General features: G+C 71.8%; 16 protein-coding genes. 7 read left to right on the top strand and 9 right to left on the bottom strand.

The window, feature by feature from the left end; genetic code table 11:
• Window positions 1-44 precede the first annotated feature (44 nt).
• Window positions 45-590 (bottom strand): YqgE/AlgH family protein, encoded by a 546-nt coding sequence (locus VFO26_RS08430; RefSeq protein WP_325114501.1) that lies wholly within the window; start codon window positions 588-590, stop codon window positions 45-47.
• A gap of 52 nt (window positions 591-642) precedes the next feature.
• Window positions 643-1,740: an Ig domain-containing protein gene (locus VFO26_RS08425; protein ID WP_325114500.1), complete on the bottom strand. Its 1,098-nt coding sequence runs from the start codon at window positions 1,738-1,740 to the stop codon at window positions 643-645.
• Window positions 1,741-2,078: 338 nt separating this feature from the next.
• Here VFO26_RS08425 and VFO26_RS08420 point away from each other — a divergent pair, with 338 nt between their 5' ends.
• The gene (locus tag VFO26_RS08420) at window positions 2,079-3,089 is read left to right on the top strand and encodes an NADP-dependent oxidoreductase (protein ID WP_325114499.1); all 1,011 of its coding nucleotides are present in this window, start codon (window positions 2,079-2,081) and stop codon (window positions 3,087-3,089) included.
• Between the two features lie 224 nt (window positions 3,090-3,313).
• Here the strand turns inward: VFO26_RS08420 and trpA are convergent, their stop codons facing one another.
• Genes trpA through VFO26_RS08390 form a run of 6 tightly spaced genes read right to left on the bottom strand, consistent with a single transcriptional unit; the run spans window position 3,314 to window position 9,173 of the window.
• The gene (gene trpA / locus VFO26_RS08415; protein ID WP_325114498.1) at window positions 3,314-4,027 is read right to left on the bottom strand and encodes a tryptophan synthase subunit alpha; all 714 of its coding nucleotides are present in this window, start codon (window positions 4,025-4,027) and stop codon (window positions 3,314-3,316) included.
• 5 nt (window positions 4,028-4,032) lie between these two features.
• Complete coding sequence (trpB, locus tag VFO26_RS08410) at window positions 4,033-5,169, bottom strand: tryptophan synthase subunit beta (RefSeq protein ID WP_325114497.1); 1,137 nt, start codon at window positions 5,167-5,169, stop codon at window positions 4,033-4,035.
• Window positions 5,166-6,329, bottom strand: a complete 1,164-nt coding sequence (locus VFO26_RS08405) for a hypothetical protein (protein WP_325114496.1) — start codon at window positions 6,327-6,329, stop codon at window positions 5,166-5,168. Before VFO26_RS08405 ends, trpB begins: the two co-directional genes overlap by 4 nt.
• Complete coding sequence (gene trpD, locus VFO26_RS08400; RefSeq protein ID WP_325114494.1) at window positions 6,326-7,345, bottom strand: anthranilate phosphoribosyltransferase; 1,020 nt, start codon at window positions 7,343-7,345, stop codon at window positions 6,326-6,328. The genes VFO26_RS08405 and trpD overlap by 4 nt, the downstream gene beginning before the upstream one ends.
• On the bottom strand, window positions 7,342-7,887 hold the full coding sequence (locus VFO26_RS08395) for an aminodeoxychorismate/anthranilate synthase component II (RefSeq protein WP_349259064.1): 546 nt from the start codon (window positions 7,885-7,887) through the stop codon (window positions 7,342-7,344). Before VFO26_RS08395 ends, trpD begins: the two co-directional genes overlap by 4 nt.
• An 8-nt stretch (window positions 7,888-7,895) precedes the next feature.
• Window positions 7,896-9,173, bottom strand: a complete 1,278-nt coding sequence (locus VFO26_RS08390; protein ID WP_325114491.1) for an anthranilate synthase component I family protein — start codon at window positions 9,171-9,173, stop codon at window positions 7,896-7,898.
• 315 nt (window positions 9,174-9,488) lie between these two features.
• Between VFO26_RS08390 and VFO26_RS08385 the strand changes: the two genes are divergently transcribed.
• The 5 genes from VFO26_RS08385 to VFO26_RS08365 all read left to right on the top strand — a co-directional run bounded on the left by VFO26_RS08385 (window position 9,489) and on the right by VFO26_RS08365 (window position 14,195).
• Window positions 9,489-10,640: an acetyl-CoA C-acetyltransferase gene (locus VFO26_RS08385; protein WP_325114489.1), complete on the top strand. Its 1,152-nt coding sequence runs from the start codon at window positions 9,489-9,491 to the stop codon at window positions 10,638-10,640.
• A 33-nt stretch (window positions 10,641-10,673) separates the two neighbouring features.
• A complete protein-coding gene (locus VFO26_RS08380; RefSeq protein WP_325114488.1) occupies window positions 10,674-11,153 on the top strand; it encodes a hypothetical protein in 480 nt (159 codons plus the stop codon).
• A complete protein-coding gene (locus VFO26_RS08375) occupies window positions 11,150-11,983 on the top strand; it encodes a 3-hydroxyacyl-CoA dehydrogenase family protein (RefSeq protein ID WP_325114487.1) in 834 nt (277 codons plus the stop codon). The genes VFO26_RS08380 and VFO26_RS08375 overlap by 4 nt, the downstream gene beginning before the upstream one ends.
• The gene (locus VFO26_RS08370) at window positions 11,983-12,945 is read left to right on the top strand and encodes a class I SAM-dependent methyltransferase (protein ID WP_325114486.1); all 963 of its coding nucleotides are present in this window, start codon (window positions 11,983-11,985) and stop codon (window positions 12,943-12,945) included. Before VFO26_RS08375 ends, VFO26_RS08370 begins: the two co-directional genes overlap by 1 nt.
• Window positions 12,946-13,025: 80 nt before the next feature.
• Window positions 13,026-14,195: an acyl-CoA dehydrogenase family protein gene (locus tag VFO26_RS08365; protein ID WP_325114485.1), complete on the top strand. Its 1,170-nt coding sequence runs from the start codon at window positions 13,026-13,028 to the stop codon at window positions 14,193-14,195.
• A 130-nt stretch (window positions 14,196-14,325) separates the two neighbouring features.
• On the opposite strand, the gene VFO26_RS08360 is transcribed toward VFO26_RS08365, so the two are convergent.
• The gene (locus tag VFO26_RS08360; RefSeq protein WP_325114484.1) at window positions 14,326-14,892 is read right to left on the bottom strand and encodes a hypothetical protein; all 567 of its coding nucleotides are present in this window, start codon (window positions 14,890-14,892) and stop codon (window positions 14,326-14,328) included.
• Between the two features lie 189 nt (window positions 14,893-15,081).
• Between VFO26_RS08360 and VFO26_RS08355 the strand changes: the two genes are divergently transcribed.
• The coding region (locus tag VFO26_RS08355) for a cob(I)yrinic acid a,c-diamide adenosyltransferase (protein WP_325114483.1) at window positions 15,082-15,661 on the top strand (580 nt) is incomplete at its 3' end.

The following is a 15,661-nucleotide window of genomic DNA, read 5'->3' as shown; positions in this document are numbered from 1 at the left end:
ACGAATTGTTTACGTTTGGCCTGCTACATGCCCCGAGGCCGGTCTCAGTTGACGCGTGGGTCGTCCGGCAGCATCGCGAGCGCGCGGTACGCGCCCCCCTCGCGTCGCAGAACGTCCTTCCACAGTCGATCGGGGTCGCTCGTGAAGACGTCCGACGCCCGGGCCGGGAGGATCACCCACGCCCCCTCCGCGAGCTCTCCCTCGAGCTGCCCCGGGCCCCAACCCGCGTAGCCGGCGAAGACGCGGACGCTCCGCAGCTCGCCCAGCTCGTCGACGGCGTCCACCTCACCGGGCAGGAAGCCGACATTGTCCACCACCATCATCTCGGCCTGAGAGGGATCGGCGAAGTCGGCCAGGACGACGACGGCCTGCGGTTGGACGGGGCCGCCGAGGTAGACGAGCTCGTCCGGGGCGGTCAGGATCGCGATCGGGGGCACGGCGTCCTCGACTCTCACGTCCGAGACGCGATTGAGCACCACTCCCATGGCGCCCTCGTCGCCATGCTCGCCGACGAGCACCACGGTGCGGCGGAAGTTCGGGTCGTCGAGCGCCGGGCCGGCGACGAGGAGGTGGCCGCGGAGAGAGCTCACCCCGGCATTCTCGCCCGCCCGGGACCCTTCCCGGGCGGGCGAGGTGCACTCGCTAGCCGCGGACCCTGATCCGGAAGACCTTGGAGATCGGCGAGCCGGTCTCCGGGAACGCGAACACGCGCAGGCGGTAGTTACCGGCCCTGAGCAGGACGCCGGTCAGGCGGCCAGTCGTCTCGTCGAGCTCGAGGCCGGGTGGGATCTGCCCCGAGACGGCGAACTGGGCCGTGCGGGCGTCCTTGCCGCTGACCGGGATCCTCGCCGAGTAGCGGCGGTCGAGTGTACCGACCGGGAGCCCCTTGCCCTTTCTGAAGTCGAGGAGGGGCAGGATCGTGAATGCCCACGAGACCGATGCCTTGGTACCGGCCTGGTCGGTCACGGTGATCGAGGACGTGTACCGGCCCGCGGTCGTCCCCGCGCCCGTGATCGCGCCCGTCGCGGGATCGAGGTTCACCCCGGGTGGGAGCGCGCCATCGGCCGCGAAGGTGTACGGCCCCCTGCCGCCGACCGCCTTCACGCCGGTGGCAAGCGGGGCGCTGACGGCCGCCTTGGCCGTCAAGCCGCGGGCCGGCGGCTTGGCGCCGGTGAGCGTCTGCACCTCGAGGGGCGCGAGCACGAACAGCGAGAGCTGCTTCGTGTCGTTGTTCGGCGAGCCATTCGCCTGGACGACGACCGAGAAGAGGCCGCTCTGCGTCGGAGTGCCCGAGATCACGCCGTTCGAGCCCAGCGTCAGCCCTGCCGGGAGTGCGCCGCCGGCGATGCTCCATGAGCTGACGTTGCCGTTCACCGCGCTCAGGGCCGGCGCTGTGTACGCCTGACCGATGTTCGCGTCGGGCAGGCCGGTCGTCGCGACGACCAGGCGTTGTACCTGGGAGTTGACGTTGATCGTGAACTGCCTGTCAGACGGCGACTGGCTCACGCACGGGGGCGTGCTGCTCCACGTCACCGTCACGTAGAACGTGTAGCTGCCGGGCGTGGTCGGCGTGCCCCGAACCTGCCCCTCGGACGCCAGTGAGAGTCCCGGTGGGAACGCCCCCGAGCTGACCGTCATGGTCGTGCATCCGGGCCACGGCTCCTTGAGCTTGATGTCCAGCTCGTACGACGCACCGGCGGTCGCAGGCGGGCACAGGTAGTTGTCTCCGCCCACACTCACGCACGGCTCGTCCGCGAAATCTCCCGCGGGGGCCGCTGAGACAAGCATCAGGCTCGCTGCGGAGACGAGCACGAGTGCAGTGAGAATCATCTTGAAACGACGCATCGAGCTCCCTTCGGCGACGACGACCAGCTTCCTCGGCCTAGATCGGGCTCGAGGGCCGCTCGTCATGGCCTCGTTGACCACAAAACCGCGCGGCACGCTAGCAACGTGGTTGAAAGATTCCGTAAGGGTCGCAGACGCGCCTGACGGGGTGCTTCTACGGCGTCCGCAGACCGTTTGGGACAGGTCCTCGTGCCAGACACGAAGACATGTCCGAAACGGCGTAGGATCCGGCCGTGCCGACGCCGTCCCGCGAGATCAGGCTCGTTGCCCGGCCGCGCGGCACTCCCGTCCCGTCGGACTTCGAGCTCGCCGAGGTCGAGCTCCCGGATCCGGCGGAGGGCGAGGTGCTCGTGCGCAACGCCTACGTCTCGGTCGACCCGTACATGCGGGGCCGGATGAACGACGTGAAGTCCTATGTCCCGCCGTTTCCGCTCGGGGAGCCGCTCAGGGGCGGTGCGGTCGGGAAGGTCGTCGCCTCCCGCAACGACGCGTGGCCCGAGGGCACGTGGGCCCAACACGACCTCGGCTGGCGCGAGGCCGCGATCCTTGACGGGCGCGGGATGCGCCAAGTCGATCCGTCCGTCGCGCCGGTCTCGACAACTCTCGGCGTGCTCGGGATGACGGGGATCACCGCGTACGTTGGCATCGCCGACATCGGCGCCGTCGAGGAAGGGGAGACCGTCTTCGTCTCCGGAGCGGCCGGCGCGGTCGGGAGCATCGCCGCCCAGCTGGCGCGGATGCGCGGTGCCCGCGTGATCGGCAGCGCGGGGACCCCCGAGAAGGTCGCCTGGCTCCACGAGCTCGGGCTCGACGGAGCCTTCGACTACAGGGAGACGCCGACGAGGGAAGCGCTGCGCGAGCTCGCGCCCGACGGGATCGACGTCTACTTCGACAACGTCGGCGGCGAGACGCTCGAGGCGGCGATCGGCGCCATGCGCCTCCGCGGGCGCATCGTCGCCTGCGGCTCCGTCTCGCGCTACAACGCGACAGAGGCCCTTCCGGGGCCCCGCAACCTGTTCATGGTGGTGACGAAGCGCCTGCGGATGCAGGGGTTCATCGTCACCGACCACTACGACCGCTTCGCCCAGTTCCTCGACGAGGTGGCACCGCGGGTGGCGGACGGCACGATCCGGTATCGCGAGACGGTCGTCGACGGAATCGAGCAGGCACCAACAGCCTTCATCGGGATGCTCGAGGGCGCGAACGTGGGCAAGATGCTCGTCCGCGTCGGCCCCGGCCCGTGAGGCGGCTGATGTGCCGCGTCTTCGGTCACAGGGTGCCCGAGGGCAAGCGCTTCTTCCTCACCCAGCGTCGCGCACGATGCTCGCGCTGCGGCAAGCGGGTGCGAGTCAACCGCTGAGATGTTCATGCCATGAGATCGTCCGTGTCGGGGCGTGGGGCCGGCCGCCCCGGGAGGGGCCCAGACGCGCCAGACCGGGCAGCCGGACGCGTGAGTTCCTGGCCTCGATCATCCGATGGCGTCCAGGGCGGCGCGAAGCGAGGCGACGTACTCGCCCAGCGCCGCCGGGCCCTCGTCTGCGACCTGCACGGCGCGCGAGCCGACGGCCACACCGTCGGCGAGCCGAGCGGCCGCCGCCGCCTGGTCGGGCGTCGAGATGCCGAACCCGGCGTAGAGGGGCACGCCGTCCGCCAACGGCCGTGTCCGTTCGACCAAGCCCTCGAGCGCCCCGGAGAGCTCGGCGCGCGCGCCGGTAGTCCCCGTCAGCGTGACGAGGTAGAGCCAGCCGTCGGTCGTCGAGGCGGCGAGCCCGATCCGCTCGTCGGTCGAGGTAGGCGCGACGAGGTGAATGCGGCGGAGGTCGGGCCGCTGCCCCGCGGGGACGTCGGAGACGATGAGGCTCGTCGCGCCGTGCTCGGCCGCATCGGCCGCGAAGCGCTCCCAGCCGTACGCCTCGAGCAGGGCGGCGTACGTCATCGGCACGATCGGCGTGTCCCCGACGAGGGCACGGGTCTCCGAGAGGCAGTCGAGGCACCGCGCCGTGCGCATCCCACGTGCGAGCGCCCGTTCCGAGGCGCGCTGGATGACGGGGCCGTCGGCCAGCGGGTCGGAGAACGGAAAGCCGAGCTCGATCAGGTCCGCCCCTGCCTCGACCGCCGCCCGAGCGAGCTCCGGCGTCTCCGGCTCGGAGACGAGGTAGATCACGAGAGCCTTCCGAGGCAAGCTGCCTAACCCCGGCCGTCGAGCGCGGCGAGCGCCTCGGCGAGGTCCTTGTCGCCCCTGCCCGAGAGGCAGACGGCGACGTACCCCGCCTGGAGGCGGTCGACGACCGCGAGCGCATGCGCGGACTCGAGCGCGGGGATGATCCCCTCGCTCCGCGTCAGGCGCTCGAAGGCCGCCAGCGCCTCCTCGTCGGTGCAGGGCAGGTACGTGGCGCGGCCGCTGTCGCGGAGCCACGCATGCTCCGGGCCGACGCCGGGGTAGTCGAGCCCGGCGGAGATCGAGTGGGCGTCGGCGATCTGACCGTCTTCGTCGGCGAGGATCGACGAGCGCGACCCGTGCAGAACGCCTGTGCGGCCAGAGCCCAGTGAGGCGGCGCCCGCTGCCTCGACCCCTACGAGCCCAACGTCCTCGTCCTCGAGGAACGCCGCGAACATGCCGATCGCGTTCGAGCCGCCGCCGACGCAGGCGACGACCACCTCCGGCAGAGCGCCCTCCGCCTCGAGCAGCTGCTCCCGTGCCTCCCGCCCGATCACCGACTGGAGCTCGCGGACGAGCTCGGGATAGGGGGCGGGGCCGACGCACGAGCCGATCACGTAGTGCGTCGTCTCGACGTTGGTGATCCAGTCGCGGATGGCAGCGCTCGTCGCCTCCTTCAGCGTTCGCGTCCCCGTTTCGACCGGCTCGACGGTCGCCCCCAGCAGGCGCATTCGCTCGACGTTGGGGGCCTGGCGGCGCATGTCCTCGGAGCCCATGAAGACGACGCACTCGAGCCCGAAGCGGGCGCAGGCGGTCGCGGTGGCGACGCCGTGCTGCCCGGCTCCCGTCTCGGCGATGATCCGGCGCTTTCCGAGCCGCCCTGCGAGGACGACCTGGCCGAGCGCGTTGTTGATCTTGTGCGCGCCGGTGTGGTTCAGGTCCTCACGCTTGAGGTAGAGGCGCTTGCCGGGCGCGAACCGGGCGGCGAGGGTGATCGGCGAGGGGCGGCCGACGTACGTCCGGCCGAGCTCGTCCAGCTCCGCCTGGAATCCCGGGTCTCGCCGCGCTTCGTCCCAGGCGGCGGTCAGCTCGTCGAGGGCCGGGATCAGCGTTTCGGGGACGTAGCGGCCTCCGTAGGCGCCGAAGGTCTCCTCGAGCGACGTCATGCGCGCGCCGCCTCGACGTACGCCCGCACGCGGCCGTGATCCTTGACGCCGGGAGAGGTCTCCAGCGAGGACGAGGCGTCGACCGCCCACGGCCGCACGGCTGCGACGGCAGCGGCGACGTTCTCGGGCCCCAGCCCGCCGGCGAGGACGACCCTGCCCTCCGCAGCGGCCGCGCGCTCCCAGTGTCCCGGGTCGTCCTCTCCCCAGGGGAGGTCGAGCAGCCGCGCGACCGGCTCGCGGCCGCGGAAGAGCGTCGCCTCGCGGCCCCGCACCTTCCCCTCCTCGACCGTGTGCACCTGGTCGAGATCCGCCTCGCTCGGAGACGCCTCCCCGACCCACACGGCGACCGCGAGCGTGTCGTCCGGCACCGGCAGGACGCGTTTCGCCGCCCGCGGGCTCTCGGGCGCGAGGACGAACCCGAGCAGGTCGGCGCCCGCCTCGGCGGCGACGGCGACGTCCTCCTCGCGGGTGAGGCCGCAGACCTTGACGAGCGGGCGGGACAGGAGCCCGGCGAGCTTGGACGCGGGATCCGAGGCGCGCATGAGCGTCGAGCCGACGAGGATCGCATCTGCGCCGGCGAGCTCCGCGGCCGCGCCCTGGGCGCGCGACTCGATCCCGGACTCGGCGATCACGAGGCGGTCGGGAGGAACCTCGGTCACGAGCTGGAGCTGGGCGCGGCGGTCGATTGCGAAGGTGTCGAGATCCCGGGCGTTCACCCCGATCACGGGGGCGTCGAGCGCGATCGCCCGTCTGAGCTCGCCCGCGTCGTGCGCCTCGACGAGCGTGTCGAGACCCAGGCGCCCCGCCTCGGCCATCAGCGCGACGGCTTGCGGGTCGTCGAGGTCGCGCAGCAGGAGGAGCACGGCGTCGGCTCCGGCTTCCTTCGCAGTGCGAAGGTCGTCGGCCGTCGAGAAGAAGCCCTTGGCCAGGAGTGGGGCCTCGGTGGCGGCGCGGGCGGCGCGGAGGTCGGCCCAGGACCCCGCGAAGCGCTCGTCCACCAGGACGGAGATCGCGGCGGCGCCGGCGGTCGCGTAGGCGGGAGCGATCCGCGCAGGATCGGCGCCGGGCCGGAGATCGCCCGCCGAGGGGGAACGGCGCTTGATCTCGGCGATCGCGCCGAGACCCGGAGCGCTGAGCGCCTCCGCGAAGCGGCCCATCATGCTCCCGCCCGGGAGAAGGCGACGAGCTCGTCCAGCCGGGTCGCGGCGTCCCCGGCGTCGAGCGTCCGCCGGGCGACCTCGAGGCCCTCGCGGAGGTCGTCCGCGTGTCCCGCGGCGGCGATCCCGCCCGCCGCGTTGAGAAGGATCGCGTCACGCTTCGGCCCTCGCTCCTCACCGGACAGGATCGAGCGGATCTGCGCCGCGTTCTCCTCCGGGCTCCCGCCTGCGAGCGACCTCGGGTCGGACGGCTCGATGCCCAGCTCGGCCGGGTCGATCACCCGGTCCCTCACCGCGGCGTCGACGACCTCGGAGACCTGGTTCGGCCCGCACGGCGAGAGCTCGTCGATCCCGCCGAAGCCGTGCACCACGAACGCCCGACGCGTTTGAAGCTGTGCCAGAGCGTCGGCGATCGTCCGGACGAGCGCGGGGGAGTAGACGCCGAACACGCCCGTGCGGGCGCCCGCGGGATTCGTCAAGGGTCCGAGGACGTTGAAGATCGTGCGCGTCCCGAGCTCCCGCCGCACCGGTGCGGCGTGGCGCATCGCCGGATGGTGCGAGGGGGCGAACATGAAGCCGAAGCCGAGCGTGTCGATCGACTTCGCGATCCGCTCTGGCTCCTGCTCGAGGACGAACCCGAGAGCCTCGAGAACGTCAGCCGAGCCCGAGGCCGAGCTCACCGCGCGGTTGCCGTGCTTCGCGACCGCCGCGCCGGCCGCCGCGGCGACGATCGCCGCCGCGGTGGAGATGTTCAGCGTCCGGCCACCGTCGCCTCCGGTCCCGACCACGTCGACGACGTCGCCGCGACTCGGCCGTACCGGCAGGACGTGCTCGCGCATCGCCTCCGCGCAGCCGGCGATCTCGTCCGCGGTCTCGCCCTTCGCACGCAGCGCGACGAGGAAGCCGGCGATCTGGGCCTGCGTCGCCTCGCCGGCCATGATCCCCGACATCACCTCGCGTGCCTCCTCGCGCGTCAGGCTGTGGCCGTCGGAGATCGCCCCGATCGCGCGGATGATCACGACAGGAAGTTCCTGGCCATCCTCGGGCCGAGCGGCGTGAGGACGCTCTCCGGATGGAACTGGACACCTTCGATCGGAAGGGTCGCGTGACGCACGCCCATCACCTCGCCGTCCGCGGTGCGCGACGTTACCTCGAGCACGTCGGGGACCGTCGTCGCGGCGAGCGAGTGGTACCGCCCGACCTCCAGCTCGGCGGGCAGCCCCTCGTAGATGCCGTGGCCGTCGTGCGTGACGACGCTCGACTTGCCGTGCAGGAGCGCCCTCGCCTGGCCGACCTCGCCTCCGAACGCCTCGACGATCGCCTGGTGACCCAGGCAGACGCCGAGCGTGCGTGTCGTCGGGCCGAGCCGTCGGATCACGTCGACCGAGACGCCCGCCGACTCCGGCCGACCGGGACCGGGGGAGATCACGAGCCGGTCGGGCGCCAGCGAGCCGGCCTGCTCGGGGGTGATCTCGTCGTTCCTGACCGTCATGACCTCGGCCCCGAGCTCCTCGAAGAGGTGCACGAGGTTGTAGGTGAACGAGTCGTAGTTGTCGATCATGAGCACTTTCACGCCCCTGGCCGCCTCTCGCTCCCGGCCGGCAGAGTCGGGCTCCCCGTCGCCTTCTGCTCGGCGAGGTCGATCGCCGCCTCCAAGGCGGCGAGCTTGTGGAGGCACTCCTCGTGCTCCGAGGCCGGGTCGGAGTCGGCGACGATGCCCGCTCCCGCCTGGAGGTAGGCGACGCCGTCACGCATGATGATCGTCCGCAGCGCGATGCACGCGTCCATGGTGCCGTCCGGGAGCGAGTAGAGCACGGCACCGCCGTACGGGCCCCGCCGGAAGCCCTCGAGCTCGGAGATGAGCTGCATCGCGCGGATCTTCGGCGCGCCGCTGACCGTGCCCGCGGGGAAGCACGCGCGGAGCACCTCGAACGGCGTCACTCCGTCTCGGACCTCGCCCACGACCTCCGAGACGAGGTGAGAGACGTGCGAGAACCGCTCCACCTCCATGCTCCTGGCGACGTGCACCGTCCCCGCGCGGCAGACGCGCGAGAGGTCGTTCCGCCCGAGGTCGACGAGCATCACGTGCTCTGCCCGGTCCTTCTCCGAGGAGAGGAGACGTTCCACGTCACCCTCAGTCGGCTCGGTCGTTCCCGCGATCGGGCAGAGGCTCGCTCGCCCGTCCTCGCATGCGACCAAACGCTCCGGCGACGAGCCGACGAGCGCGATGCCGCTGAGCTCCAGGAGGAAGAGGTACGGGGAGGGATTGACGCGGCGGAGCGCGCGGTACACGTCGAGCGGGGAGGCGGCGGTCGGTCGCTCGGCCCGCTGCGAGGGCACGCACTGGAACACGTCGCCGGCGACGATGTGACGCTTGACCTCACGCACCATCTGCTCGTACCGCTCGCGGTCGGGATGGCGCACGAGGCTGCCCGAGGCCCCGCGCGTCTCTCGATGCCACGGGATCCCGGCCTCGAGCCGTCCCTCGATCTCCTCGGCGTCGCCCGCGAGCACGTCGGCGGTGCCGGCGCCGTGGTCGAAGCGCACGAGGGTCTCCGCGACGACGAGCCGGCTCTCGGGGAACCCGTGCCCGGCGTCCGGGAGCTCGACCGTCGGCTCGAGGGCGGCGATGTGGTCGTAGGCCAGGTAGCCGACGACCGGCAGCCCGAGCGACTCTGCCTCCTCGAACGTCACCAGCTGCGAGCCGGCTCCCATCCACGAGCTCCGGCCCAGGCGTCCCCGCTCGACCGACTCCAGCAGGAAGCTGGCGCTCCCCATCCCGCGCAGACGGAGGTACGCGCCGAGGGGCGTGAGGAGGTCGGTCGTGATCGTCGCGGTGTCGGTCATCGCTCTCGGAACGAAAGAGACCTCCGTGGGAGGTCTCGAGGCGGAACGGGTCGGTGTGCTCCTCGCTAGCGCACGCTCCCGCCTCGCCCGTGGCGCCACCACCAGACCAGGGTGCGAGCGGAAGCCATCGCGCCCGAGACTAGCGAGCCGTCAGTCCATGCGCAATCCACGGGCTTCGAGCCGGCTGTGGAGTGATCGGCACGGATTCGCCACGCTTTGCCCTTGACAGGAAACGGTGTCTGACACCGTTTCCCGTCAAGATGGCCGTTCCGGACACGGCCGCTGCGGCGACGACGTGTGGCTACGCTGCTCGAGATGGCCAGCGCCGTGATCGTCTCCGCCGTGCGGACGCCCTTCGGCCGCCTCGGCGGCGGGCTCGCGGACGTCCCGGCGACGGAGCTCGGGGCGATCGCGATCCGCGCCGGGCTCGAGCGGGCAGGTGTCGCCCCGGACGAGGTCGGCTATGTCGTGATGGGTCAGGTGCTCCAGGCCGGGGCGGGACAGGCCCCGGCACGGCAGGCCGCGGTCGGCGCGGGCATCCCGAAGGAAGTGCCGGCCGACACGATCAACAAGGTGTGCGCGTCCTCGGTCAGGGCGCTCGAGATCGCCGAGCTGATGGTGGAGGCCGGTCGACACGACGTCGTGGTCGCGGGCGGGATGGAGTCCATGTCGCGAGCGCCCTACGTGCTGCCCAAGGCACGCTTCGGCTACCGGATGGGGAACGGCGAGATCCTCGACCACATGGTCTTCGACGGCCTCACCTCGACCTTCGACGGCCTTCACATGATCCAGCAGGCCTCCGCCGTCTCCCGCGACCTCCAGATCTCGCGCGAGGACCAGGATGCGTGGGCCGCCCGCTCGCACGAGCGCGCCGCGGCAGCCCAGGATGCGGGCCGCTTCGACGACGAGATCGTCCCCGTCGGTGACGTCACCTCGGACGAGAGCATCCGCCGCGACACGACGATCGAGAAGCTCGCGTCCCTCGAGCCCGTCTTCGACCCGGAGGGCACGACGACCGCGGGCAACGCGCCCGGCGTCACCGACGGCGGCTCGTGCGTCCTCGTCTGCTCGGAGGAGTGGGCGGAGAAGCGCGGGATCGAGCCGCTGGCGCGGATCCTCGGGCACGCATACGTCGCCGAGGAGTTCGCCTACATCGCGCGTACGCCCGCAGCCGCGGCCGAGAAGGCGCTTGCGGGGGCCGGCCGCACGATGGACGACGTCGCGCGGATCGAGATCAACGAGGCGTTCGCCTCGGTGGCGAAGCAGTCCACGCGGATGCTCGGCGCCGACGAGGAGCTGGTCAACGTCAACGGCGGCGCTGTCGCGCTCGGTCACCCGATCGGCGCTTCGGGCGGCCGCATCGTCGGCACGCTCGTGCACGAGCTGCGACGAAACGGCGGCGGCCTCGGCCTTGCCGCGATCTGCTCCGGCGGCGGCCAGGGCGACGCCGTGCTGCTCGAGGTCTAGGGGCCTAGAGCGCTGCTCCGGTCTCTCGCAGCCGTGCTGGCGGCGCTCGTGCTCGCCCCGACGGCGCTCGCGCTCGAATGCCCCAACACACCGCTCGAGGAGCGGCTCGCCCCCGCCGACGCCGCGTTCGTGGGGCGCGTCACGGACGAGCGTGCCGCCACGAAGGGGACAGGGCAGGTCTACCGCTTCGTCGTCGACCAGCGCGTGAAGGGTCCGGTGGGGCGGGAGGTCGAGGTCCGTTCCGGGGAGCGGCTCGTCGACGCTCGCGACGAGCCGATCGTCCACGACGAGGCTCTCGGCGTCCTTGCCAACCTCGACGGGGCGGAGCTCGTGACCGAGTCGTGCCTGCTCACCGATCCCGGCGCCCTGCTCTCTGCCAGCGACGAGCCGCGCGGGAACGCGATCAAGATCGCGATCGGTCTCGCGATCCTCGCGCTCGTGCTCGCGTACTCGCTTCGCCGCCTCCGCAGCCGGCAAGCCGAGCTCTCCGGGCGGGGTAGGCTCGGCCGGTGAGCTTCGACCGCGTGCTCGTCGTGGGCGCAGGCCAGATGGGCGCCGGCATCGCCCAGGTCGTCGCCGCCTCCGGCCGCGAGGTCCTGCTGCACGACGCGCTGCCCGGTGCAGTCGGGCGCGGCCTCGAGACGATCGAGCGAAGCCTCGGCAAGCTCCACGAGAAGGGCGGGCCGGACCCCGAGACCGTGCTGCCGCGCATCAGCGCGGTCGATGCCCTCACGAGCGCCGACCTGATGATCGAGGCGATCGTCGAGGACCCCGAGGCGAAGAAGGCGCTCTTCCGCTCGGCCGACGAGGCCCTTCCGGCGGAGGCGGTGCTCGCGTCGAACACGTCCTCGATCCCCATCACCGAGCTCGCGGCCGCGACCTCGCGCCCGGAGCGCGTGATCGGCATGCATTTCTTCAATCCAGTGCCGATGCTCGCCCTCGTCGAGGTGATCCGCGCCGAGCAGACCTCCGACGAGACGGCCGAGGCGATCGTCGCCCTCGCCCGCGATCTGGGCAAGACCCCGGCCGAGGCGAACGACTTCCCCGGCTTCGTCTCGAACCGCATCCTGATGCCGTTCATCAACGAGGCCGCGTACGCGCTGATGGAGGGCGTGGCGGAGCCGGAGGCGATCGACACCGTCGCGAGGCTCGGCTTCGCGCATCCGATGGGCCCGCTGGCGCTGGCCGACCTGATCGGCCTCGACACGTGCGTGGCGATCATGGACGTGCTGCACGACGGGCTCGGCAACCCGAAGTACGCGCCCTGCCCGCTGCTTAGGCGGTACGTGGCGGCCGGCCGCCTGGGACGCAAGTCCGGGCGCGGCTTCTACGAGTACGGGTGATGGATCCCCTTGTCGAGGCCGTGCTCGACGCGCAGGACGGCGCAGACGAGGAGTTCGTCGAGCGCGCATTTCGGGAGATCCTCCGGCGCCCGCCCGACGAGGAGGCGCGGGGGCGCGCGCTCGTGAAGCTCTCGGACGGGACGCTCTCGCGCTCGACCTTCCTGTACGAGCTCGTCACGGCTCCCGAGGCGGTCCGCGTGCGCGAGCGGGACGACGCCGTCGCCCTCGGGCTCGCCGCGCGGGCACGGGGCGAGCGGCTCTCGTGGCTCCAGGGTCCCGCAGGGACGGACGAGCGCGTGATCGAGCTTCCCTGGGTCCTCTCCCGGCTCGCCGGCGAGGGACGCGTGCTCGAGGTCGGTTATGCGTTTGCCGAGGCTCCGTACCTCGCGGGTCTCCTGCGGGCAGGAGTCGAGCTCGTCGGCGTCGACCTCGCGGAGCGCGACGTCGACGGGATGGAGCGGATCGTCGCGGACGTCCGCTCGCTGCCGCTGCCCGACGGGACCGTCGACCAGGTGCTGCTCGTCTCCACGCTCGAGCACGTCGGCGCCGACAACAGCGGGTACGGCCTCGATTCCGAGAACGACCCCGCATCGAGGGTCGACGCCTTGCGCGAGCTCGGGCGGGTGCTTCGCTCGGGCGGGCGGCTGCTCGTGACCGTGCCGCTCGGAGAGCCCGGGGACCACGGATGGTTCCGGCTGGAGGACGTGGCGGGATGGAACAGGCTCTTCTCGTCCGCCGGGCTGTTCGTCGAGGAGCAGGAGCCGTACGAGTTGCTCCCGGAGGGCTGGCGCGCGGCGCCCGCATTCCGCGCGGACGGGGTCGGCTACGGCGACCGCGGCCCCGCGGCGTCGGCGGTTCTCTGCACCGAGCTCTCGGCCGGTCGGCTCCGGCGCCTGGCGACGCCCGACGGGCTCGCGCGCACCGTGCGGCGACGCGCCCGTCCGCTGCGGCACCGCTCGTGACGCCTGCGTCGAAGGTGTCCGGCTGAGGCCAGCCCATCCGTCGGAGGGCCGGGCCGGAGGCCTGTCCCTAGACTTCGGCCGTGGACTTCGCCCTGACCGAGGAGCAGCGCGAGATCCAGGCGCTCGCGCGGGAGGTCGCCGACACGGAGATCGGCCCGAACGCGTCGGAGTGGGACCGCGAACACCGGTTCCCGGGTGAGGTCTTCACGAAGCTCGGCGAGCTGGGCCTGATGGGCGTGTGCGTTCCCGAGGAGCTCGGCGGCGCCGGGGCCGACTTCGTCTCCTACGTGCTCGTGCTCGAGGAGCTCTCGCGGGCCGACGCAGGCGTGGGGGTCACCGTGGCGGTTCACACGAGCGCAGCGACCCTGCCGATCGTCTCGTTCGGCACCGAGGAGCAGAGGGCCCGCTTCGTGCCTCCGCTCGCGCGTGGCGAGGCGATCGGGGCGTTCGCGCTCACCGAGCCCGGCTCCGGCTCCGACGCGGGGTCGCTGCGGACGACCGCGGTGCCCGACGGTGACGGCTGGCGGATCAGCGGCTCCAAGCAGTGGTGCACGAACGGAAGCCACGCCTCGACGTTTCTCCTCTTCGCTCGGACCGACCCCGCCACCGAGGGCGCCCGCGGTGTCTCTGCCTTCGTCCTCGACGCGGAGCACGTCGAGGTGACACGGGAGGAGGAGAAGCTCGGGCTCCACTCCTCGTCGACCGCCGACCTGCGTCTCGACAGTGTTCGTGTCGACGGCGACCGCCTCCTGCACGAGGAGCGGAACGGGTTCGCAGTCGCGATGGCGACCCTCGACGGCGGCCGGATCGGGATCGCGTCGCAGGCGGTCGGGATCGCGCAGGCGGCGCTCGACACGGCGCGCGCGTACGCGCTCGAGCGCGAGCAATTCGGCCGGAAGATCGCAGAGTTCCAGGCGATCCGTTTCAAGCTGGCCGACATGGCGACCGAGATCGCCGCCGCCCGCCAGCTGACGCTGCGCGCCGCGTGGCTCAAGCAGGCCGGCTTCCCTCACGGCGTCGAGGGGGCGATGGCGAAGCTCTTCGCGTCGAAGGTCGCCGTGCGGGCGAGCCAGGAGGCGATCCAGGTGCTCGGCGGCTACGGCTACACGCGTGAGTTCCCGGCGGAGCGCTACTACCGGGACGCGAAGATCACCGAGATCTACGAGGGCACGAGCGAGATCCAGCGGATCGTGATCGCCCGCGACCTCCTGCAGGCGGCCTCGCGCCACCTGGAGCCGGCCGCGAGCTGACGGCGGGTCCGTGCCACGCCGGGATTGACCAGGCGGCGGTGGTGGGTCTGTCCCCGCCGGGGGACTGGCCCCAGCGGTTCCGTGGTGCGTGTCGGTCGCGGGGACAGGCCCCAGCGGGGCCAGTCCCCAGTTACCGCGCCAGCGCGAGCTCCACCGCAGCTGCAACGAGCTCGCGATAGACGACGGGAGCTTCGCCCGACTCTGCGCCGAGGTGCTCGTGGAGCCGGTCGACACGGTGCCAGAAGGGCGGCTCGGCAAGTCCGACGTTCGCCCTGTACGAGCTCCAACGCCAGCCTTCGGCTCGCTTGCAGAGGCCAGCCGCGACAGGGTTGGTGTCGATGTAGACGGCTGCCTGAAGCACGTATGCGCTGGTCTCGACCACCCTGCTGTGGAATCGATCGCGCCAGAGCGGGCCTGAGCGGGTCAGGCGAACGTTGAGCCGTCCGGCATGACTGCCCTGGATTCGTCGCATCCCCTCGCCGAGATTCGGCCGCTCCGTCTCCACGAGCAGGTGGTAGTGCGATGAGAGAAGACAGTAGGCGAAAACCCTCCAGTCGAGGGTCGCAGTTGCCCTTGCGAGAAGTGTCAGGAATCCGCGCTTGGCCGCGTCGTCGGGAAACGCGTCCACCTCTGTCATGGAGTGGCCCGTGACGTGGTGGATCAGCCCCGCACCCTCTATTCTCGGCTGTCGCGGCACCTGCGAAAGCCTGCAGATCGTGGCGCGGCACGGCTAGTCGCTCTTTCAGCCATGTCCGTGGGGTTCTCGTGGGGTCTGTCCCCGGCAGGGGACTGACCCCGGCGACGCTGTGTCTGGGCGGGCGCGTCACTGGGGACAGGGCCCTGTGGGGACAGGCGGACAGTCCCCTGAGCCAGTTAGGCTCACGCCATGCCCCGCGCGAGGGACGAGCCGGTGCGCCTGACGCGGATCTACACGCGTGGCGGGGACGCGGGGGAGACGTCGCTCGGCGACGGGTCGCGGACCTCGAAGCTCGACCCCCGGATCGAGGCCTTCGGCACCGTCGACGAGCTCAACGCCACGCTGGGGGTCGTCCTCGCGGGCGACCTCCCGTCGGAGATCCGGCCGGTCCTCGAGCGCGTCCAGAACGAGCTCTTCGACCTCGGGGCGGACCTGTCGGTCCCGGCGCACGTCGAGGGGCGGCTCCGCGTCGCGCAGCCGATGGTCGACCGGCTGGAGGAGGACTGCGACCGCTTCAACGCCGACCTGACGGAGCTCAGGAGCTTCGTCCTTCCGGGAGGCACCGAGGCGGCATCGCGGCTCCACGTGGCTCGGACGATCTGCCGTCGCGCCGAGCGGGAGGCGCTCCGGGCCGCGAACCAGCACGAGCTGGGGTCGCTGGTCGGCGTCTACCTCAACCGGCTCTCGGATCTCCTCTTCATCCTCTCCCGCGCCGCCAACGCGCTCGCCGGGCGCGACGAGCCTCTCTGGAAGCCGGGCGCGACACGGG

The organism is Gaiella sp., assembly GCF_035710885.1.
GTDB lineage: Bacteria > Actinomycetota > Thermoleophilia > Gaiellales > Gaiellaceae > Gaiella.
This window is presented reverse-complemented; position numbering and strand designations above follow the sequence as displayed.